The 22174-nt window shown below is 49.7% G+C and carries 14 protein-coding genes; 12 read left to right on the plus strand and 2 right to left on the minus strand.

All coding sequences use genetic code 11. From position 1 onward, the window contains the following. Positions 1 to 10: 10 nt before the first annotated feature. Complete coding sequence (locus ACR1R9_RS28175) at positions 11 to 1462, minus strand: PLP-dependent aminotransferase family protein (protein ID WP_076287302.1); 1452 nt, start codon at positions 1460 to 1462, stop codon at positions 11 to 13. A 672-nt stretch (positions 1463 to 2134) separates the two neighbouring features. On the opposite strand from ACR1R9_RS28175, the gene ACR1R9_RS28180 reads away from it, so the two are divergent. The 12 genes from ACR1R9_RS28180 to ACR1R9_RS28235 all read left to right on the plus strand — a co-directional run bounded on the left by ACR1R9_RS28180 (position 2135) and on the right by ACR1R9_RS28235 (position 21477). Continuing rightward, entirely contained in the window at positions 2135 to 2491 is a 357-nt protein-coding gene (locus ACR1R9_RS28180) for a nucleotide excision repair endonuclease (RefSeq protein WP_090902968.1), read from the plus strand. 279 nt (positions 2492 to 2770) lie between these two features. Beyond that, positions 2771 to 3520, plus strand: coding sequence for a Bax inhibitor-1/YccA family protein (locus ACR1R9_RS28185; protein ID WP_433922207.1), 750 nt, complete (start codon positions 2771 to 2773; stop codon positions 3518 to 3520). 270 nt (positions 3521 to 3790) lie between these two features. Then, entirely contained in the window at positions 3791 to 5008 is a 1218-nt protein-coding gene (locus ACR1R9_RS28190) for an AraC family transcriptional regulator (protein ID WP_076287304.1), read from the plus strand. Between the two features lie 49 nt (positions 5009 to 5057). Next, positions 5058 to 6104 (plus strand): ABC transporter substrate-binding protein, encoded by a 1047-nt coding sequence (locus tag ACR1R9_RS28195; protein ID WP_433922206.1) that lies wholly within the window; start codon positions 5058 to 5060, stop codon positions 6102 to 6104. A 485-nt stretch (positions 6105 to 6589) separates the two neighbouring features. Further along, positions 6590 to 7450 (plus strand): alpha/beta hydrolase, encoded by an 861-nt coding sequence (locus ACR1R9_RS28200; RefSeq protein WP_099857915.1) that lies wholly within the window; start codon positions 6590 to 6592, stop codon positions 7448 to 7450. Between the two features lie 168 nt (positions 7451 to 7618). Further along, complete coding sequence (locus ACR1R9_RS28205) at positions 7619 to 8404, plus strand: 2,3-dihydro-2,3-dihydroxybenzoate dehydrogenase (RefSeq protein WP_433922205.1); 786 nt, start codon at positions 7619 to 7621, stop codon at positions 8402 to 8404. Positions 8405 to 8427: 23 nt separating this feature from the next. Continuing rightward, positions 8428 to 9762, plus strand: a complete 1335-nt coding sequence (dhbC, locus tag ACR1R9_RS28210) for an isochorismate synthase DhbC (RefSeq protein ID WP_433922204.1) — start codon at positions 8428 to 8430, stop codon at positions 9760 to 9762. Positions 9763 to 9765: 3 nt separating this feature from the next. Next, on the plus strand, positions 9766 to 11379 hold the full coding sequence (locus ACR1R9_RS28215) for a (2,3-dihydroxybenzoyl)adenylate synthase (protein ID WP_433923784.1): 1614 nt from the start codon (positions 9766 to 9768) through the stop codon (positions 11377 to 11379). Positions 11380 to 11465: 86 nt separating this feature from the next. Then, complete coding sequence (locus ACR1R9_RS28220) at positions 11466 to 12515, plus strand: isochorismatase family protein (RefSeq protein ID WP_310854194.1); 1050 nt, start codon at positions 11466 to 11468, stop codon at positions 12513 to 12515. Continuing rightward, positions 12512 to 19750: an amino acid adenylation domain-containing protein gene (locus ACR1R9_RS28225; RefSeq protein WP_433948854.1), complete on the plus strand. Its 7239-nt coding sequence runs from the start codon at positions 12512 to 12514 to the stop codon at positions 19748 to 19750. Before ACR1R9_RS28220 ends, ACR1R9_RS28225 begins: the two co-directional genes overlap by 4 nt. 12 nt (positions 19751 to 19762) lie before the next feature. Beyond that, complete coding sequence (locus tag ACR1R9_RS28230; protein ID WP_072733826.1) at positions 19763 to 19999, plus strand: MbtH family protein; 237 nt, start codon at positions 19763 to 19765, stop codon at positions 19997 to 19999. Then, positions 19996 to 21477 carry an MDR family MFS transporter gene (locus tag ACR1R9_RS28235; protein ID WP_433922201.1) on the plus strand — a complete coding sequence of 494 codons (1482 nt, stop codon included), beginning with the start codon at positions 19996 to 19998 and terminating at the stop codon, positions 21475 to 21477. The genes ACR1R9_RS28230 and ACR1R9_RS28235 overlap by 4 nt, the downstream gene beginning before the upstream one ends. Before the next feature lie 184 nt (positions 21478 to 21661). Here ACR1R9_RS28235 and ACR1R9_RS28240 read toward each other — a convergent pair whose 3' ends face one another. Continuing rightward, positions 21662 to 21976, minus strand: coding sequence for a hypothetical protein (locus ACR1R9_RS28240; RefSeq protein ID WP_024629712.1), 315 nt, complete (start codon positions 21974 to 21976; stop codon positions 21662 to 21664). Positions 21977 to 22174: the final 198 nt, after the last annotated feature.

The raw sequence follows: 22174 nt of genomic DNA on the forward strand, positions 1-22174 counted from the left end.
GTAATCCTCCTCATTTCATTTGAGCAACCGTCTCGCCAATGATGCGAATACCTTTGCGAATGTTCTCATCGCTGACTCGGGAGAAACCCAAACGCATCGTGTTTTGTCCCTGGCCAGGTTCAAGATAAAAAGTATCCCCGGGCATGAAGGTAACGCCTTTTGCCTTGCAAGCCGCCAGCAGCTCCCTCGTGCGGTATTCTGGTGGGAATTGTACGAACAGGTGAAGTCCGCCTTCACCGGAAACCCGGCACATCGGCAGATACTGCCGCAAGCAGCGGACGACCAGCTCATATTTTCGCTTGTACTCCGTGCGAGCCCGCTTCAAATATTTCTCGAAATTGCCGTTGCTCAGATATTGATAGAGCAGGGACTGATCCAGCGTCGAGGTATGAATGCTGCGCGCCCGTTTCATGCTTTCAAGATAATCAATCAGTGCCGCATCCGCAATGACCCAGCCTACGCGTAATCCCGGAAACAATACCTTGGAGAAGCTGCCCAGATACACGAGTCCGTTCCCTTTGCCCACACTGGCAATCAGAGGGGAGACATGGGAACCGGAATAGCGCAGTTCCTCGTTAAAGCCGTCTTCAATTATCGGCACATGGTACTGGTTCATCAGTCGAATGATCTCTGTCCGTTTGGCAGGTGATGTGACGATCCCAGTTGGATTGTGGTAGGAGGGCACAAGGTAGGCCAGATCATACGGGTTTGCTGCAAGTTCCCGTTCCAACTGCTTCAGGTCCAGACCATCTGATTCCATATCCACACCGGTGAGATGGAATTGATGAAGTCTCAGATTTTTAACAGCGGTATGATGTGTCGGGTTTTCACACAGAGCCCTGCCGCTTTTTTTGCGAAGTGCGCCCAGTACCAGATCAAAACCTTCCGTAAATCCGTTGGTAATCAGAATATCCTTGCCGGATAGGTCGACACCTTTATTTTCCATATAACGCAGTAGATACTTCATGAGAGGCCTGTAGCCTTGCGCATATCCGTAATTCAGCAGCACTTCACCTTCAAGCGACATCCGGTCGAGAAAGGCTCTTTTGACATTGTGCATGTCAAACAGCTTCTCATCCGGCGCAATGCTGGTAAATGAAATCTCACCACGCTCTGAGCCAGAGCCATGTTTCATCAGATCATACTGCTCTGCCTGGATTGCATAATCGCTGACACGTTCGTTCCAGTCCAGCTGCCACCCGGATGTTGCCTCAGGTGCATCAATGGTGGAGCTTACGTAATTGCCTTTGCCTTTGACCGCGTAAATCAGGCCTTCCTCCTCAAGTTCAGCATAGGCCAGCAGAATCGTGCTGCGGCTTACTTTCATGAGTGTACTGAGTTCGCGGGTGGAAGGAAGCTTTTGTTTGGCTTGCAGGCCGCCTTTGAGCATCAATCGCTTCATATAATCTTTGACTTGTATATATACAGGGCGGTCCTCCGTCAGTTGCAGATCGGAATACATCCCATCACTCCCTTATTTGCTATCTTGCCATATTATAACCCCCTCAGAAAGAACCACGATACCTCTGTTTCCCTGCGGAGGTGGTTGGTTGTTTGCGCAAACGTAAAAAAGCCCTGGCATCATGCCGGGCTGGGGTGAAACGTGATCCATCTTTTATAGTGCTGCTGCTTATAACTTTCTAGGTTGGCGTTGCATGACTAGTCTCTCTAGGATCGATAGCTATCTGTCCTTCTACGTGTGTCTATTTACTCTCGTACGGCTATAATTGCAGGCTTTCTAGGTCAATCCAGTTCTATACTTTCTTCGTAAAGCTAGGATCTTTCTACGTTTGCTTGCTGCAAGGGTCGAATAGATGATGAATCGTAAAGCTATAAAGCTAGGTTCTTGCTAACTGTACTCTTGTCGTGCGCACGTAACAGAATTCAGTATGAAAAAGATGATCAATCATAGGGTACAATAGACGGAAGTAGATATAAAGACATATGTCTTAGTGCCCAAATTCTTCCTCATACCCCTATAGTACCACTTTGAATCAGGGAAGTTAACCTTTTTTTTGAAATATTTGTCGTAATAGTTGAAAAAAGCTTGAATCTTGCTTCTTATTAATGAAATGGTTTCCCTTTATAATATATGATAGGATGTAAACCTATAGATAATGAGGAAGTGAACCTATTGATTAATATTACTGTGCCAACACCAGATGTCATCATCACGAAGCAGGCTGATCCACAGCTTAGCCACATTTATGGATTCACCGATTTCCACCTGATTACACGGGAAAAAGGCGGTATCTTCATGTTTTACAATGCCGATGATGAGTTGTTATTTGTCGGGAAAGCACGAAAATTAAGACCGCGCATCAAGAAACATTTTGAAGATACGGTATCACCAATGAAGTCACACCGCGAGGAAGTAACTACCATCGAAGTGTGCGTAATTGAAGATCCGGTGGACCGCGAAATTTACGAGACCTATATCATCAACACGATGCGTGCGAAATACAATGTAGATAAAGTGTTGTACAAATAAGTATCTCGAATGTGCCCCAAAAGCGATAAGAATTGGAATCAAATGATGGAATGTGCTGAATAAAGTGTAAGTATTTTTCGCAAAGGTTTGGGACATATAGCCTATGGCTTGCTTCAACAGACAAGGATGTGATCTGCGGATTGCATCCCACGTCTGCTTAGAAGCATTAGAATTTTTATTTTTCAATATGTAATTTAATATGTAGTTCGTAGAAACAGCAATGTAGAACCTAGAGATGGTAGTACAGGATTAACCAAATACATAGAAGAGGTGATTGTTTTGATCGGACGTAGCGGTAACCCTACACTCAAAGATAGTACGTTTGAAGACTCCAGAGGTTATGGAGATGATCGGTATCAAACCAGAATGACGATCAACGGTACGGTAAACAAAGCGTTTATTACGTTGGTAATTCTGCTGGGCAGTGCATTTGCATCCTGGATGATGTTTTTCAATGGGCAGGAAGTGCTTCCTCTTGCATATGGAGGGGCAATCGTCGGTTTTATCCTCGCATTGATTATTTCATTCAAACCTGTTGCGGCACCTTACCTTGTGCCGATCTATGCCATTGCGGAAGGCATGTTCCTCGGAGCACTCTCGGCTACGTATGAATACTTGTATAACGGCATTACGCTGCAAGCTGCTTTACTGACCATGGCCGTCTTTATTGCTCTGCTGATGGCATACAAGACAAGATTGATCAAAGCAACGGAGAATTTCAAGCTTGGGGTTGTCGCAGCAACCGGAGGCATCATGATTATGTATCTCCTCAGTTTTGTTCTTGGTTTTTTCGGGATCACCGTTCCCTATCTGCATGACAACAGCCTGATCGGAATCGGCATTTCTGTCGTTATCGTCATTGTGGCCGCACTGAATCTGGTACTTGATTTTGATTTTATTGAAAGTGGTGCCGACAACGGTGCTCCGAAATATATGGAGTGGTACGGTGCATTTGGATTGATGGTTACACTGGTATGGCTGTATCTTGAAATTATTCGTCTACTCGGCAAGCTGCGGAGCCGGGATTAATTCAATTCAAATTTTTGTAAACTTAACCTTGCTACTCATCATCAAAAGCTAACTCGTGCCCCAAACACGTAGTTGGCTTTTTTACTGTTTACTGGATAGTCCTAACATCGAACTGTGTACATTCTTCCATATATGGATTGACTGAATGGAAAAGAATGTGATATTTTAATTGATAATGATTATCATTTTCGTTAGTCTAATATAGTACCGGCTGTATTGCCCTGTACATTTCATATCAAACCGATCAAGCAGATCGAAAGGAGTGGCCTTATGTTACTGGAAAATGATTCGCAGACCCCTGCGCACTTGCCCGTTACCGGCCGCAGTCCCAAGACGGATCTTGCCAAGGTAAAAGTATATATGGACGAGCACTATGACGAACCATTGTCTATTGCAGATCTCGCCCACAAAGCCAATATCAGTGCGAAATATTTCGTGGATCTATTCAAGAAGACCTACGGGCAGAGTGCAATGGAATATCTGACCGATCTTCGCATCAATCGTGCGAAACGATATCTGAAAGAAACAGGGTACAAACTCCGTGAAATCGCGCTGAGAGTAGGGTATAGCGATGAGTATTATTTTAGCCGCAAATTTAAAAAGGAAGTGGGCGTATCTCCTTCGGATTATGCCAAAAATGCGAGAAAACGCATCGCCACCTGCTCCTCCAGCATCATTGGACAGTTGCTGGCGCTTAATGTCATGCCTGTCGCTGCGCCGATTGATCCCAAATGGACCGCTTATTATTATAACGCGCACCGAACAGAGATTCAGTCACATTTGAGACTGACAGACCCGTATACCAGCTTGAGATTTGAAGCCAACGTGGAGCGTTTGGTTCATATCCGGCCGGACGCTATTGTCGGTACGGATCAAATCAGTGACCAGGATCAGGCCAAACTGGCTGAGATTGCACCTTGTTGTTTTGTACCGAAGTATCACTTGGATTGGCGTGCGCAGTTACGCATGATTGCTGCTTTTCTGGAACGGGAAGAACAGGCAGAGCAGTGGATTGGTGTATACAATCAGCGAGTCGAGAAGGCACGGGATTCCGTAAAACAGAAAGTGGGCCGAGAGAAGGTCATCGTTGTCCGAGTGTATGGGCAGCACCTTTATCTGTATCGAAATCCGGGTATTGAAGAGGTGTTGTACAACAATGGTTTACAACTGGAGACGTTCCCCGATGTTCAGGCCAATACACGGTTAACATTGGAACAACTGGCTGCGCTAAATCCAGATCGGATTCTTGTTATGGTGTGTCCTGAGGCCGCATCGCGTGCATACTGGCTCAGTTTGCAACACTCGCCAGTATGGCGTCAGCTTAAGGCAGTAAGGCAATACCAGATTCATCTGATTACAGGTGATCCCTGGTTTGACTACTCTGCCGTAGGCGTGATGCGTATGCTGGATGAAGCGCTGCTGATTTTCACGGGATATTGTCCAAATGTATATCTGGATAACGTCCATGGTGATTCTCGGGCTACATGACATATAATCCATCTATCTAAATGAGAATGTTTATCAAGGGGGATATGTCATGTTTCAACAGAAAAAAGGTAACGGACACCGTTCCGTTCGTCCATTTCGTAGTGCCGGATTCTCGGCCTTGCTCGTACTGGTATTGATTACGGGTTTGCTATCTGCCTGTGGCTCAAAATCAGAAAATGAGGGGGAAGCACAGAAAGAGCAGCCAACAACGGAGGCTTCGACCACGGCCACATCAGGGACTGCTGTAACCGAAGAGAACACGGAAGAAACCAAAGGAGAACGAACTGTCAAAGACGATCTGGGACATGATGTTATTGTTCCTGAGCATACGGAGCGTGTTTTTGCACCTTATCTGGAAGACTCTCTGCTGACACTGGGGGTCAAACCGGTAGCTCAATGGGCGAGTGGTACGCAAGGTCATGTTTACCTTAAGGACCAGTTGAGCGGAGTTCCAACACTGGATTTCTCCAGTGGTTTGCCTTCTCCTGAAGCACTAATGGCGTACAATCCGGATTTTATTATTCTACACACGGCCCAATATGCCGAGAACGGTGTATATGAGAGTTATTCGAAAATTGCACCAACCTACGTATTTACGAATGCTTCGGGTGATGTCGAGAAGTCTTTGCAGGTAATTGGTGATCTGCTGGGCAAAACGGCTGAGGCCGAAAAAGCCATTGCAACGTATCATGCGAAGGTAGACGATGCTAAGGCCAAGCTCGCCAAAGTTACCGAGGGCAAGAAAGCAGCGATCATTCGTTTTGCACCTCGTGGGATCAGTATGATGGGTGGTAACTACTTTAGTGGTTACGTGGTATATCAGCAATTGGGACTCGGCAAACCAACACTGGTACAAACGGAGAACAGCGCAACGGTATCGACCGAGGTGTTGCCTGAGATTGATGCCGACTTTATTTTCACGGTGGAACAGGGTCCGGGGAGCATGAAGGAAATGACAGATACAAAAGTATGGAACAGCATGCCAGCCGTTAAAGCTGGACATGTGTACGCAGTAGAGCCAGCTCCGTGGCTGGGCGGCGGATTGATTGCTTACGGTCATGTCATTGACGACACGCTGAAGGCGTTAACGCAATAATAGAGGCAATCCATTGATGTATTGATCACAATATGAGAAATGTAGCTCCCTGCGGAGTGCCAGAAACCGGACATATTCCAGCGTTTCAGGTATTCCGTGAGGGAGTTTTTTTATTTTAGGGGTAACCAAGTCAGTTACAGAAATGTGGGAATATGGAGATAATCAAAATCATTTCTGGATATCGTCCATGGGACAGCCGGATTTACTCTTTTATAATTGGTAATGAGAATCAATCTCATACATTTCAATAATTATATTAAACATAACAGTATAAGTTGAGTTTATGAACTACACAGAAACGGAGACGTCAGAAAAAACCTGGAGAAGCGAAGCGTTCGCCTTTATCTCCGGATTTCTCCCTTTATAAGAGGGGATAGAGGAAATCTGGAGATAACAGCGATTGGAAGGTTATTCTGACGGTGGAGTGTATGTGTAATTCAATATTCAACTTATATACGCAGAACAACGAGGAGGAACCATCCGTAATGACGTTTCAGCCCAATCAACCCGCATCTGGCACCCTTGAACATATCGCACGCAGTACCGTACAGATTCCACGCGCCGAACAATGGACGATGAAATCACGCCACGGCAATCATGCCTATCAGATCATGGTATTCCAACCGGCAGAAGCGCCACCGCCTTCGGGGTATCCGGTGATCTATCTGTTAGATGCCAACTCGGTGTTTGGCACGATGGTCGAAGCTGTTCGTGTACAGGGCCGCAGACCGGAGAAGACCGGAGCACTTCCGGCCATTGTTGTTGGCATTGGGTATCCAACAGCGGGCCCTTTTTCGCCGCACCGTTACTATGACTTTACACCGCAGGCCACAACGGAATATACCCAGAATTCGGACGGAACACCTTTACCGAAACAGGGTGGAGCCGATGAATTCTTGCAGTTTATCGAAGAAGAGCTGAAGCCGGATATGGAACAGCAGTATCGGATTGACCGGAGCAGACAGGCTATTTTTGGTCATTCCCTTGGTGGATTGTTCGTATTGCATACGCTGTTCAAGAAACCAGAAGCTTTTCGCTATTACATTGCGGGTAGCCCTTCCCTTCACTGGAACCAGAACGTCATGCTGGCGGAGGAACAGGAATTTGTCGCACGGCTGGAAGAGCATCCCGTGAACGTCAATGTGTGGATTGGCATGGGTGAACAGGAGAAGACGCATCCTGCCCGCAACAATGATAAAGCTTCGAGTCTTACAGAACGGTTATCTGCGCTGAATCAGCCGGGTCTGGACATTAAATATACCGAGTTTGAAGAAGAAAACCATGTATCCGTATTGCCATTTCTGATTAGTCGTGCTATTCGTTTTGCCTGCAGCCCGGAGTCGTAGAAGGGAAGAGGCGACAGTATTTCTCAATTAGAGGTATCGGTATGGGAGATTGGGCGAAAGGCAAGTGGAGTGAAATGTTATGGATTTACGGATGATCCAATCAGATTCAGCAGGATAACATATCTCTCCAAACAGGAGAGGGAGCAGTGATGCAAGGGAGGAACGGGAGTGAGTTACACAGGAATTGATGGAAAAGTAGCCGTAGTCACCGGTGCTGCACAAGGCATTGGTGAAGCCGTGGCGAGATTGCTTGCCGAGCAAGGCGCTATTGTTGCAGCTGTCGATATACGAGAGGATCAGTTGAATCAACTGGTCACAGATCTGCATAGTCAGGGTCATCAGGCAACAGTCTTTCCTGTGGACATATCTAATCATCAATCCGTTGAAGATGCAATCCAGCGTATTGAGGAGACATTAGGTCCGATTGGCATTCTGGTGAATGCAGCGGGAGTACTATACACGGGGGCTGTGAGTGAGCTCCGTGATGAAGAGTGGACAAGAACTTTTGACGTGAATACACATGGTGTATTTTACATGTCACGTGCTGTGGTGCGTTACATGGCCGAACGTCAATCAGGGGCGATTGTTACTGTCGGTTCAAATGCTTCTGGCGTGCCCCGGATGCACATGTCTGCCTACGTGGCCTCCAAAGCTGCTTCAACCATGTTCACCAAATGTTTGGCGCTTGAATACGCCTCAGACCATATCCGCTGTAACATTGTATCTCCAGGTTCGACGGATACCGATATGCAGCGTGCATTGTGGGCAGATGAGCAGGGAGCACAGGCCGTTATCGCCGGTTCCCAGCAAGCATACCGACTGGGCATACCACTGAACAGGCTGGCGTTACCATCGGATATAGCGGATAGTGTGCTTTTTTTGGTATCGGATCAGGCTAGACATATTACGATGCATAACTTGTGTGTGGACGGAGGCGCCACGCTAGGTGCCTGAATCAAGATAAGGAGATGATAATCATGTCAAAAGCGGGTACGGTTGCTGCAACTTCCGCCTTACACCTTCTGGAACAATATCGGGAGGGGACGTCCTTTTTCTGGTCTTCACCGCAACATACCCTGTTAGCTCAAGGGGGGCAGATTCGATGGTCTGCCATGGAGGTATCGGAAGAGAATACAACTGATTTCATGGGCGCGGTTAATGGTACTGAACAAAAGCGGAATGAAGAAACGCAGCTTTTCATTAACCAGATGGAGCAGTTGATGGAAAAGGCGAGACGCTCGGGCCAAACGAAACCGATTGTGGTCGGCGCCATTCCGTTCGATCCGATACATTCTTCTGCAGAGCTATTCGTTCCAGAGAAGATCCAATGGGCGGAACCCCTATCCCCGGACTCCAGAGCAGCGGTGGAAAAACGCCCGGCCGCAGTGGGTTGTGAGGTGCGTGAAGAACCTGCCGGAGCCATATTCCAGCAAAGTGTAAACAACGTTTTGAGGGATCTGAATCAAGGCGTTCTCCACAAAGTGGTGTTATCCCGTACACTTCATGTGACTTCACAGGCGTTGGTGAACACGCATCAGTTACTCCGTAATTTGTTCAGGGATAACACACACGGATATACATTTGCTGTTCCGATGACGAAACTCTCTCTAGTAAAAGGTAATATAACAACGAACAAACGCGCTGATGTGGAGACGGAAAAAGAAACTCATCGGACTTATATCGGAGCGAGCCCCGAATTGCTGGTTACCCGGAAAGGGTCCAAAGTGAGAGCCAATCCACTCGCCGGGTCTGCTGCCCGTAGTGATGATCCGGCTGAGGACCGTCGCCGTGCAGAAGCACTGCTGGCTTCCGCCAAAGATCGCCATGAACATGCAGTAGTCATTGAGGCTGTGGCGGAAGCGCTGCGTCCGTTGTGTAGGCAGTTATCCGTCCCGGCAGAACCCTCCTTGATCCAAACACGAACCATGTGGCACTTATCTACGGAAATTCACGGGGAGCTTGCTAATGTGAACACATCATCACTGGAACTTGCGTTTGCTCTTCATCCTACACCAGCAATCTGTGGAACGCCTGTACAGGCCGCTCGGGATGCCATCCGAGAACAGGAACCGTTTGAACGGGGATTATTCACCGGCATGGTGGGCTGGTGTGACAGTGAGGGTGACGGCGAGTGGGCTGTAACGATCCGATGTGCGGAAGTGGAAGGGAATACGCTTAAACTGTTCGCTGGCGCGGGTATTGTGGCAGGTTCTACAGCCGAAGCGGAGCTGGCAGAGACCTCAGCGAAATTCGGAACAATGCTGCTCGCCATGGGTCTGGATTCATCTGTGTCCAGTGTGAAGGAGGAATGAATGATGCTGTCAGGATTTCAGGCCTGGCCTGAGGAAGTTGCCGACCGTTATCGTCAGGAAGGCTGCTGGGAAGGAATTACGTTTGGAGAAATGCTCCGCCAGCGCACAGAACGATATGGCAATCGAGTAGCCGTTATCAGTGGTGAACAACAATTAACCTATGCGGAGCTGAACGATCGGGTGGATCGTCTGGCCGCTGGCTTATATGCCAAAGGAATACGACAGCATGATCGAGTTATTATCCAGCTGACCAATATTACGGCGTTTATCGAGGTGTGTTTTGCCTTATTCCGCATTGGTGCACTGCCTGTATATGCACTTCCCTTACATCGGAAGAGTGAGATTACGTATTTTGCCCGTTTCTCTGAGGCCGTAGCATACGTGATACCTGATCAGGATGGAGGGTTTGATTACCGCACACTGGCCGAAGAGGTTCAGGCAGAGGTTCCGGGACTTCGGCATGTATTCGTGGCGGGAGAAGCGGGGCGATTTACGGCTTTGGAGGATGTTTATACAGCACCAGTCACACTGCCGGATGAGCCAGTTTCTTCGGATGTTGCTTTTCTACAGTTGTCTGGTGGAAGTACCGGGCTGTCCAAAATGATTCCCCGCACTCATGATGACTACATCTACAGTTTGCGGAGAAGTGTGGAAGTCTGCGGACTTACCCCAGATAGTGTCTACCTGGCCGTTCTGCCTATAGCACATAACTATCCCATGAGCTCACCCGGCTTTCTGGGTACGCTGTATGCGGGTGGAACCATTGTACTGTCACGCGGGTCCAGCCCGGATGAAGCTTTTCCACTCATTATGCGCCATAAGGTAACCATAACGGCTCTTGTACCACCACTTGCACTTATATGGTTGAATGCGGCGGCTACCCGGGGGATTAAACTTCCTTCACTTGAGGTGCTTCAGGTTGGTGGAGCCAAATTCAGCGCCGAGGTGTCTGCACGTGTCCAACCCGTCCTAGGCTGCACCTTACAGCAAGTGTTCGGCATGGCGGAGGGGCTGGTGAACTACACCCGTCTGGATGATCCGTTGCATGTGATTGTTAACACTCAGGGCAAGCCGATGTCTCCGTATGATGAAGTACGAATTGTTGATGACGAGGACATGGATGTGGAACAGGGACAATCGGGGCATTTATTGACAAGAGGACCTTATACGATTCGAGCTTACTACAAGGCTGATGAACATAATGCCAGATCGTTTACCACGGACGGTTTCTATCGTACCGGAGATATTGCCAGTCTTACGACTGATGGATATCTCGTTGTGGAAGGACGGGCGAAGGATCAAATCAACCGTGGCGGCGACAAAGTGGCTGCCGAGGAAGTGGAAAATCATCTGCTGGCCCATCCTGCCGTACATGATGCGGCATTAGTATCCATGCCGGATGAATATCTGGGCGAGCGCTCCTGTGCATTTATCGTGCCGAGCGGTGAAGCTCCGTCAGCTGCCGAAGTAAAATCTTTTCTGCGTAACCGGGGCCTGGCGAGCTATAAAATACCGGATCGGATTGAGTTTGTGCAGTCTTTTCCCAAAACTCAAGTTGGAAAAGTAAGCAAAAAAGCGTTGCGTGAGATGATTACGGCTAAACAGCCCATCTCCTGATTGTAACGACTGATAGATAGCCACTGTACACTGTAGCGCAGTGATGAACATGATTGTGATAAATAAAGCTGAAAAGAGGGATATTCATGGCACTTCCAAAGATTCAACCCTATGCAATGCCTGTAGAGTCGGAGCTTCCTGTCAACAAGGTAACATGGACACCGGATACGAAGCGCTCGGTACTCCTGATCCATGATATGCAGCAATATTTTATGAACGCCTTTACGGCAGGACAATCCCCTGTTGTGGAGCTGATCGATCATATTTCACAACTTCGTTCAAAGTGTCATGAGCTGGGCATTCCGGTGGTCTACTCCGCACAACCGGGCGGACAGACTCCGGAGCAGCGCGGGTTACAGCTGGACTTTTGGGGTGCGGGAATTGATGGAGGACCTGTGCAAAAAGAAATTATTGATGCGCTCGCACCCGCTCCGCAAGATACGTTCATGACCAAATGGCGATATAGCGCCTTCCAGAAAACAGACCTGTTTGAACTAATGCAGAGGGATGGCCGCGATCAACTGATCGTTTGCGGTATTTATGCTCATATCGGATGTCTGATGACCTCTTGTGAAGCCTTTATGAGAGACATTCAGGCGTTCCTGGTTGCGGATGCAGTAGCTGATTTCTCGGCGGAAAAACATCGCATGGCCCTGACGTATGCAGCAGAAAGGTGCGCGGTAACACTGACAACCGGACGTTTACTTGAATCGCTAAAGGATTCTGCCGCTGACGGAAATGAAGGAGCACTGAAATCCGAAGTGGGTGAGCAAGGGGAGCGCTCCTATGCTGCATCTGCTCAGGTGGCTGGTTCGGAGGCTGAGCAGCAAACGGCATCCGCAGCAGAGCCAATTCAGGACGGAAGTCATGGCATTGAACAAGTCACGTTGGAAGCGTTGAGAAATCAGGTCGGAGAGATGCTCCAGGAGCAGCCTGGCAACATTGGAGAGCACGATGATCTGATTCAGATGTGGGGACTGGATTCCATTCGTATTATGAGTCTGGCTGAGCGCTTTCGAGTGGAAGGAGCGGGGGTAACGTTCGTGGATCTGGCGGAGCTGCCTACATTGGCTGCATGGGCAGCATTGCTGGATAAGGCCAAAAATAAGGTGCTCCCGAACGGAGACTACTTTTGAGCGGGGCCGTGCATACGTCGCACAGTCGGGACACGGCTTGGCCCCTGTCCTCTGCACAGTCCGGCATCTGGTTCGCTCAGCAGTTGAATCCGGACAATCCGATGTACAATACCGCCGAGTATGTGGTCATTGAGGGTAGCGTAGACAAAGGACGCTTCGAAGAAAGTGTGCGACAGACCGTTTCGGAAGCAGAGTCGCTGAATATGGTTTATGGCGAAAATGAACAAGGTCCATGGCAGTCGTTGAACACCAACCCGAATCATTGGACATTTCATGTCATCGACGTGAGGGAGGAATCGGAGCCCCACACAGCAGCACTAAACTGGATGAAAAAGGATCTGGCCAATCCCGTCAATCTGGCGACAGGTCCACTCTTTACGGAGGCATTGTTCCAGCTGAGCCATGATTGTTATTACTGGTACCAGCGCATCCATCATATCGCGATTGACGGATACGGCGTTTCGCTGATTACCCGCAGGGTGGCGAGCCTATACTCTGCAAGGGTAAGAGGAGAAGGTGTAGATCAAGTCCAGCAGGGGGCGTCGTTTGGCTCATGGATGGCCGTTCTTCAGGAAGACGAGGCTTATCTTGGATCAGTGGACAAAGTGCAGGATCGTCAGTTCTGGATGGATCGGTATGCAGACGAACCGGATGTTGTCAGTCTGGGGGAACGTGCTCCGCGAACCTCTACCTACTTCCTGAGACAGAGTGGCCTGTTTACACAACCGCAGCGCGAGCAAATGCAGGCGGCAGCGGCAAGGTTCGGTGTGACCTGGCCGGATTTGTTTGTAGCGGCAACGGCCATTTACGTTCACCGAATGACAGGGGCGACCGATGTTGTGCTGGCCCTGCCCGTGATGTGCCGATTGGGATCAACTTCCCTGCGGGTTCCGGGTATGGTCATGAATGTGCTTCCGCTGCGTCTCAACGTAGAGTCGGATCTGACCGTGTCAGAGTTGCTGAAACAGGTTATGCAGGAGATTCGGGCGGTACGAAAGCATCAACGCTATCGGCACCAGGATCTGCGGCGTGATCTGAAGCTGCTTGGAGAGAATCGTCGCCTGTTCGGACCCATGATTAATGTCATGCCATTCCACCATGAATTAAACTTTGCAGGGCAGCGCGGCATGATTCACAACCTGTCCACGGGCCCGGTAGACGATCTGTCCATTCATGTGGTGGACCAAGGGCATGGTCATGGGCTGAGTATTGATTTTGATGCGAATCCGTCTATCTACAATGATTCCGAACTGCAGAACCATCAGCTTCGTTATATGCAGCTGCTGAACTTGGTAATGCAGGAAGGCATGGAGACGGAGACGGTGGGACGACTGGAATTGCTGCTCCCTGCCGAACGTGAACAAGTATTGGTGACATGGAATGGAACGGGAGGGGTGACTGCCGATAGCAATTCAGCAGCACTGTTTGAACAGCAGGTCCGCCGCACACCTTCTGCAACGGCGCTGACATTCGAAGGGGAGTCCCTGACATATGCGGAGTTGAATGAACGAGCGAATCAGTTGGCTCATGAATTGATACAACGATATCAGGCAGGACCGGAACAGCGGGTGGCCATTGCTCTGCCTCGTTCGCTCGAAGTGGTCATCGCCATTGTGGCTGTCCACAAAACGGGGGCCGCCTATCTGCCGCTTGACCCTGACTATCCCGAAGAGCGTCTGATCTACATGTTGGAGGATGCCAAGCCTGCTTGTGTGGTGACGGTGATGGACCATGTTTCCAGTCTGCCGACAACATCCAGTGTACCGATGATGGTCATGGATGAACCAAATACTGCTACGGCAGTTAGTCGCCGGCCTGGAAGTAATCCCGAAGGTGATGATCTGACAAGTACAGCTTCTCTGCACAATCCTTCGTATATTATTTACACTTCAGGCTCCACAGGTAAGCCCAAGGGCGTAGCCGTAACCCATCTGGGGCTGGCGAATCTGCTTGAGGATATGAAGACGAGACTACAGGTTGGTCCGCAGGACCACTGGCTGTCGGTGACTACGATTGCTTTTGACATATCCGTACTGGAAGTATTTCTGCCGCTTACGACGGGTGCCCGGCTGGATATTGCACACAAAGAGACGATTCTTGATACGGTAGCTCTGGCTGGGAAGATGAGAGAGCTGGGAACCACCATCATGCAGGCTACGCCTACGTTATGGCAGTCTTTGGTGACGAGCCGGCCAGGGCGATTCGATGGGCTAACCTTGATTACTGGAGGAGAGGCGCTGACGGAGGAACTGAAGCTTTCTTTACAGGAACTGGGGTGTCACGTTAATAACCAGTACGGCCCAACCGAGACAACCATTTATTCCACAGCTGCCTCGTTCGACACAGGGGAAATGGGGAAACCGTCGATTGGTGGTCCGGTTCGCAACACGCAGCTATATGTGCTGGATCAAGGCTTAAAGCCAGTACCCTCGGGTGTAGTAGGGGAACTCTATATCGCAGGCGAAGGGCTTGCGCGCGGGTATTTGGGCAGGCCTGATCTGACTGCAGAACGCTTTGTAGCCAATCCCTTCGGTCAGCCAGGCAGTCGGATGTACCGTACAGGAGATTTGGCGAAATGGCTGCCGGATGGTTCTATCGATTATTTGGGTCGTGCAGATCATCAGATCAAAATTAGAGGTTTCCGGATAGAACTGGGCGAGATTGAATCGGTAATCTCCAGGTATCCTGGCGTAGCTCAGGTCACGGTCATGGCTCGCGAAGACCAACCGGGAAACCAGCGATTGGCAGCGTACGTAGTGGGTGAGTCTGAACTCGAGAATCGTATGGATCTGGCAGAACTAAGAGCTTACGTGGCGGATGCGTTGCCGGATTATATGGTGCCTGCTGCATTCACACTACTGCCTGAGATGCCGTTGACACCGAATAAAAAGATCGATCGCAAACAGCTTCCTGTGCCTACTTTGCTGTCAATTGCCAATGGACGGGAGGCGCGCACGCCACAAGAAGAAATTCTATGCAGTCTGTTCGCTGAGATTCTTGGTGTTGGTCGTGTGGGCATTGACGATGATTTCTTTGAGCTGGGTGGGCACTCCCTGCTGGCTGGACGAATTACAGCACGTATCCGTGATGTATTTGGTGCAGATCTAACGATTGGCAGTGTATTTGAAGCTCCAACCGCCGCAGGCCTAGCCAAACGATTGGATCAGGCGAAATCGGTGAGACCTGTTATTCAGCCTGTTTCACGTCAGGGGGAGCTTCCGCTCTCCTTTGCCCAGCGGAGGTTGTGGTTCATGTATTGTCTGGAAGGCGCCAATCCGACGTATAACATTCCGCTGGTTGCCCGGTTGGCCGGGAAGCTGGATACGGATGCTCTGGAGAACGCCCTGCAGGATATTGTAGACCGTCATGAGACATTACGAACGTTGTATCCGCCTGAAATGGGTTCTGCGAGCCAGCATATTCTGAATGCTGCTGACGTCAAAGTGAAATTGAATATAACCGCTGCTACGGAGCAGGAGCTTCCCGAGCTTCTGACAGAAGCGTCACGCTACAGTTTCCAGCTTTCCACTGAACCAGGCATTCGTGCCGAGTTGTTCAGAATCGGCGCTGATGAGCATGTGCTGTTGTTGCTGCTGCATCATATTGCCGGGGATGGATGGTCATTGTCACCGCTCATCCGCGATCTGTCGGTGGCTTATGCATCACGCTTGCGGGGTTCTTCACCTGCCTGGGAGCCGCTGCGCATTCAATATGCCGACTATGCGGTGTGGCAGGCGAGATTGCTAGGGAATGAGAAACAGCAGGACAGTCTGATTGCAAGACAGATGGAATTCTGGAGCAACCAGCTGGCCCATTTACCGGAGCAGGTTACATTTCCTACGGATTACGCACGTCCAGTCGTGTCCAGTTATCGCGGTGGGTCAGTGCCTTTTACGATCAGTCAACGTTTGCATGGGCAATTGATGATCATCGCACGTGAGAATAAAGTCAGCCTGTTCATGGTGCTGCACTCGGCACTGTCCTTGCTGCTTACCCGAATGGGTGCAGGAACGGATATCGCGATAGGAACACCGATTGCCGGACGGAGCGATGATGCGCTGGATGAAGTCGTGGGTATGTTCATTAACACCCTTGTGCTGCGCACAGATACTTCAGGTGATCCAACATTCCGTGAGCTGCTGGCCCGTGTGCGAGAAGTCGACCTGGCAGCATATGAACATCAGGATCTGCCCTTTGAACGGTTGGTTGAAGTATTAAATCCGCCTCGATCCCGTTCCAAACATCCGCTCTTTCAAGTGATGCTTGTGCTGCAAAATACACCGGATATTCGTCTTGATCTACCGGGTATTGTGGCGGAAACCCGCATGCATGGTGTGGGTTCATCCAAATTTGATCTAACCCTTGAGCTGACAGAGCAGCGTCAGCATAACGGATCTCCAGGCGGAATTGAAGGTGTGCTGGAATATAGTGCAGATCTCTTCCGGGAGTCTACTGCAGGTGAACTTGTGGTCCGATTGATGCAGGTGCTTGAAGATGCAGTGCAGCAGTTGGATGAGCGAATCAGCAGATTTCATGTCGTGACCCTAACAGAGCAGGCCCGGCTTGAAAAAGAATGGTCCTTTACGCTGAGTGAGGATGCACAACTGACCATAGCCGAGCGCTTTGAAATACAAGCAGCTGCTCATCCGGAAGCGACTGCCATGACCTGTGAGGATATCACCTTGAATTACAGGGAGCTGAATGCAAGAGCCAATCAGCTTGCCAGATTACTGATCGCTCAAGGCGTGGCACCGGAAGAAATGGTTGCGCTAGCCTTGCCTCGTTCCGTTGAAATGGTTGTGGGCATTCTCGCTGTGCTAAAAGCAGGAGCCGCTTATCTACCACTTGACCCCAATTATCCGGCATATCGGTTGACACATATGCTGACAGATGCAGCACCGAAAGTAATGGTAACGAGCACAGAGGTATACACCTTGCTTCCGCAGGTGGCAGAAATTCAGTGTATTAATATGGACGATTTGCATACTTTGCAGCAATTGGAGATGCTGGATGATCGAAACCCTGCGGATAGTGAACGCAATGGGCGTGTAACACCTCTGAACCCGGCTTACATGATCTATACCTCGGGTTCGACAGGCAAGCCTAAAGGGGTCGTTATTCCGCATGCCAATGTCATCCGTTTATTGGATGCCACGCAGCACTGGTTCCATTTTGACGCGAGTCATGTATGGACCTTGTTCCACTCCTATGCATTTGACTTCTCCGTATGGGAAATCTGGGGACCGCTGCTGCATGGAGGGCGATTAGTCGTTGTTCCTCATGAGATTAGCCGTTCACCTGGAGCGTTCCTGCAGTTGCTTGCTGAGCAAAAGGTGACCGTATTGAACCAGACGCCATCCGCATTCTACCAACTCATGCAGGCTGACAGGGAAAATCCGGCCTGGGGACAGCAGCTTGCACTCCGTTATGTCATTTTTGGAGGCGAGGCACTGGAGCTTGGGCGCTTGGATGATTGGTATGAACGTCATGCTGATGATGCGCCAAGACTCATCAATATGTATGGCATCACTGAGACGACGGTTCATGTCAGCTACCAGGAACTGCATGCAGGCAGTTCTACGGAAGGCGCGAGCAGCTGGATTGGATGCGCCATACCGGATCTTCGGGTATATGTGTTGGATGATCAACTTGAGCCTGTACCAACAGGAGTAACCGGAGAGATGTATGTAGCCGGAGCAGGTCTGGCTCGTGGTTATTGGAATCGGCCTGATCTTACAGCTGAGCGATTCGTTGCTGATCCATACGGTCCACCAGGCACACGTATGTACCGGACAGGAGATCTGGCGAAGCGTTTGCATGATGGCTCGCTTGATTATTTGGGGCGGGCGGATCAGCAGGTGAAAATACGGGGATTCCGCATTGAGCTTGGCGAGATTGAAGCGGTGCTGGCAAGGCATTCAAGCGTGGCACAGGCTGCTGTAATTGTCCGTGAGGACCAGCCGGGGGATAAACGTCTTGTAGCTTATATCGTTCCGGCTTCGGACACAGGGACGATACCGGAATCGACTGCCTTGCGTCGTCATGCGTCTGCCAGCCTTCCGGATTATATGGTTCCATCTGCGGTTGTAGCGATGGAGAGCCTGCCGCTTACAGCTAATGGAAAGCTCGATCGCAAGGCACTACCCGCACCGGAAATGCAATTAACGACAGGTGGCAGAGCGCCTCGCAACCCGCAGGAGGAGATCCTCTGTGATTTGTTTGCCGAAGTATTGGGCATGCGGAGTGTGAGTATTGATGACAGTTTCTTCGAGCTGGGTGGCCATTCGTTACTGGCTGTTCGCTTGATGAGCCGCATTCGTGAAGCGATGGGAAGGGAGCCGGGCATCGGCATTTTGTTCGAAACAGCTACCGTAGCGGGACTAGCGGAGCGACTGGAGATGGATTCGGATTCCGGAAAAAGCTCGCTTCAAGTGCTGTTGCCGCTCAGAACGCATGGGGAGCATCTGCCTATATTCTGTGTCCATCCTGCAGGAGGACTTAGCTGGTGTTATGCTGGGCTGATGAAACATCTGGGCATGGAATATCTGCTCTATGGGTTACAGGCCAGAGGAATTGCTGAGTACGAGGAACTTCCGTCTACACTGGAAGATATGACAGCAGACTACATCCGCCATATCCGCTCGGTACAGCCTGAGGGACCTTACCGTCTGCTTGGCTGGTCTCTCGGAGGTAACGTAGCCCAGGCTATGGCGGTACAACTGCAATCGGAAGGGGAAGAAGTGGAGTTTCTTGCCATGCTGGATGCGTATCCGAGCCACTATCTGCCGATTCGCGGAGAACCGGATGAGGAAGAAGCCTTAACGGCATTGCTTGCACTGGGTGGTTATGATCCGGACAGCATTGGGGATGGGCCGCTGGATATGGCAACGGCTATGCGCATATTGCGCAGTGAGGGCAGTGCACTGGCAAGTTTGGACGAAGATACGATCATGAAGCTGCGGAAGACCTATGAAAATTCCGTACGGATCTTGGGGGCCTATACGCCATCCCGATTCGAGGGGGATCTGATCTTCTTCCGTTCCACCATTATTCCGGACTGGTTTGACCCGATTGAACCGGAAATGTGGAATGCGTATATCGGGGGCCAATTGGAACGTCATGATATCGCTTGCCGTCACAAAGACCTCTGTCAGCCTGGACCGCTGGAGGAAATCTGCCGAACACTGGCCGCCAAGCTGGAAGAGCTGAACAAGCGCGAAATTCAACATAAATAGGAGGATAAGGCGATGAGCAACCCATTTGAATATGAAGACAGCAATTATCTGGTGTTAATCAATGAGGAGGGGCAATACTCCCTCTGGCCTGCATCCCTTGAAGTACCCGCAGGTTGGACCGTGATGCTTGGCAAGGCCAAGCGCCGGGTGTGTCTCGATTACATCGCCGAGCAATGGACAGATCTGAAACCGTTAAGCCTCTGTGATGAAATCGGTATGCCTGGAGCCGTTCATGAGGCTAGCAGATGAAATTCGGTCTGAATCCCAAGGTCATTGTCAGCATCGTCTATGTGTTAGCGATGTTTATGGTGGCTATGGATGGAACGGTCTTGAACGTAGCATTACGAACCATTAGTGAGGAGCTGGGGATTCCCCCGGCTGCTTCGGGTACCTTGAATGTGGGGTATTTGGTGAGTTTGGCTGTATTCCTGCCTGTCGCCGGGTGGCTTGGTGATCGATGGGGAACGAAACGAGTTTTCTTATCGGCACTGGCACTGTTTACGGTATCCTCCGCACTGTGTGCGACGGCAGATCAATTAAGTACGCTGACGTTCTTTCGCATTTTGCAGGGTGCAGGGGGTGGTCTGCTTACTCCAGTAGGGATGGCGATGCTGTTTCGAACCTTCCCTCCCCAGGAACGGGCCAAAGTTTCTCGAATGCTCATACTGCCCATCGCGCTGGCCCCGGCCCTAGGGCCGATTGTGAGCGGATTGATTGTGGACCAGCTCTCTTGGCGATGGATCTTCTATGTGAATCTACCCGTAGGCATTCCAGCGGTAATCTTCGGAATGATTTATCTGAAGGAACACAAAGAACAGGAAGCCGGTCCACTGGATGTACCGGGGTGGTTATTATCTGCCCCAGGGCTCGCTCTGACGATGTACGCTCTTAGTCAGGGTCCGCTGCGAGGGTGGACTTCCCCTCTTATTATTGGAGCTGGTCTGACGGGAATCATCCTGCTCACGTTGCTCGTGGTTGCCGAACTGCGCGCGAAGCAGCCTTTGCTTGATCTACGTTTGCTGAAAGACCGTTTATTCCGCTATTCCGGTCTGGTGTCCGTATGTGGAGCAGCGGGTCTGCTGGGCATGTTGTATGTATTTCCACTGATGTATCAAAACGTGCTAAACGCCTCTGCGCTGGAGACAGGACTAACCACATTCCCTGAAGCTCTGGGACTTATGATCGCTTCGCAGCTTGTGCCCTGGACATATCCGCGACTGGGTCCGCGTAAGCTGATATCCATGGGTTTGATCTGCACGGCTGTGATTTTCATTACGCTTAGTCAGATTACAGTGGATACGAATCCGTGGTTCATTCGTTCATTATTGTTCGGCGTGGGGATCTTCCTGGGGCAGACGGTAGGCGCGGTACAGATTGCTTCTTTTGCCCGAATACCGCCTCCTTCAATGGGACGAGCCTCCACCTGGTTCACGGTGCAAAATCGGCTGGGCTCCGCCATTGGAATGGCTTTATTGTCTGCTGTTCTGGCTGGCGTAGGTACAACGAAGGTTACTGCGGCTGGAGCGATGGAGCCGAATATGCTGGCATACCGTTTGGCTTTACTGGGTGCTGCTGCGTTTCTGTTGATTGGTTTATGCTTTGCCCTGAAAATCAGCGATGCTGACGCGGCTGCAACGATACGGAAAAACAGCGGTCAGGGTCTCTTCCGGAGGCAAAAGAAATCTCCATCATTGACGCAGGAATCGTCTGTACAATCGAAAGGTTAAGTTCTGTAGCCTGGCAGTTGAACATGATATCTCTTCAGATCAGAGTGCGTGAATGCAGTGCATTGATTATTAAAAAGTCCCTGACGGGTTCGTCAGGGACTTTTCGGTATTTTTACATGCGTGCTAGTTCATAAATCTACAATAAAAATCTAAATTGCTATGTTGGTTACATTCTTTTCTAAGTTTATGCTGCTCGAGCAATAATCTGATTTCTCTCAAGAACCGCTTGAGACTCAGCATTTGCAGGACGGTAGCCTTTTTCCAGCAATTCTTTAATGTAAATTTTGTTGTAAACGAAGGAGAATACGATTCCACTAACCCAAGCTCCGATACCCACAGTGAAGACTCCAAGAGCAACACTAATCAAAAACATGATGGCAGCCCATTTCAAATCACCACGGAAAAGCGCAGGGAAAAAACCGAAAAAGAGTGTTGTCCAGCTGAAACCAACCTTAACGTTTTTGGTCACACCTGCATTGTTTTGCAAAAAGATATGCATTTGTCCACTTCCTTCTAAAATAATAAATGGAGAGAGAATCGAGCATTAACAAGTATGTACTGTAGAAAATAGTTATAAATACCTGATCTATATTACCTACTTCTCTTCCTTTTGGTCCTATAGTACCATTAACTGGACAGAATGTTAATCATTTTTTTGAAAATTATGGTTCGGAAAGGGATTAATGCACGTTTTGAT

Source organism: Paenibacillus taichungensis, assembly GCF_050994985.1.
In the GTDB taxonomy this organism is placed as follows: domain Bacteria; phylum Bacillota; class Bacilli; order Paenibacillales; family Paenibacillaceae; genus Paenibacillus; species Paenibacillus taichungensis.

Excerpts from the sequence above, each read along its gene's own strand:
- ACR1R9_RS28230 (WP_072733826.1), top strand. The coding sequence starts at position 19,763 with ATGAGCAACCCATTTGAATATGAAGACAGCAATTATCTGGTGTTAATC.
- ACR1R9_RS28190 (WP_076287304.1), top strand. The coding sequence starts at position 3,791 with ATGTTACTGGAAAATGATTCGCAGACCCCTGCGCACTTGCCCGTTACC.
- ACR1R9_RS28195 (WP_433922206.1), top strand. The coding sequence starts at position 5,058 with ATGTTTCAACAGAAAAAAGGTAACGGACACCGTTCCGTTCGTCCATTT.
- ACR1R9_RS28200 (WP_099857915.1), top strand. The coding sequence starts at position 6,590 with ATGACGTTTCAGCCCAATCAACCCGCATCTGGCACCCTTGAACATATC.
- dhbC (WP_433922204.1), top strand. The coding sequence starts at position 8,428 with ATGTCAAAAGCGGGTACGGTTGCTGCAACTTCCGCCTTACACCTTCTG.
- ACR1R9_RS28215 (WP_433923784.1), top strand. The coding sequence starts at position 9,766 with ATGCTGTCAGGATTTCAGGCCTGGCCTGAGGAAGTTGCCGACCGTTAT.
- ACR1R9_RS28220 (WP_310854194.1), top strand. The coding sequence starts at position 11,466 with ATGGCACTTCCAAAGATTCAACCCTATGCAATGCCTGTAGAGTCGGAG.
- ACR1R9_RS28235 (WP_433922201.1), top strand. The coding sequence starts at position 19,996 with ATGAAATTCGGTCTGAATCCCAAGGTCATTGTCAGCATCGTCTATGTG.
- ACR1R9_RS28175 (WP_076287302.1), bottom strand. The coding sequence starts at position 1,462 with ATGTATTCCGATCTGCAACTGACGGAGGACCGCCCTGTATATATACAA.
- ACR1R9_RS28240 (WP_024629712.1), bottom strand. The coding sequence starts at position 21,976 with ATGCATATCTTTTTGCAAAACAATGCAGGTGTGACCAAAAACGTTAAG.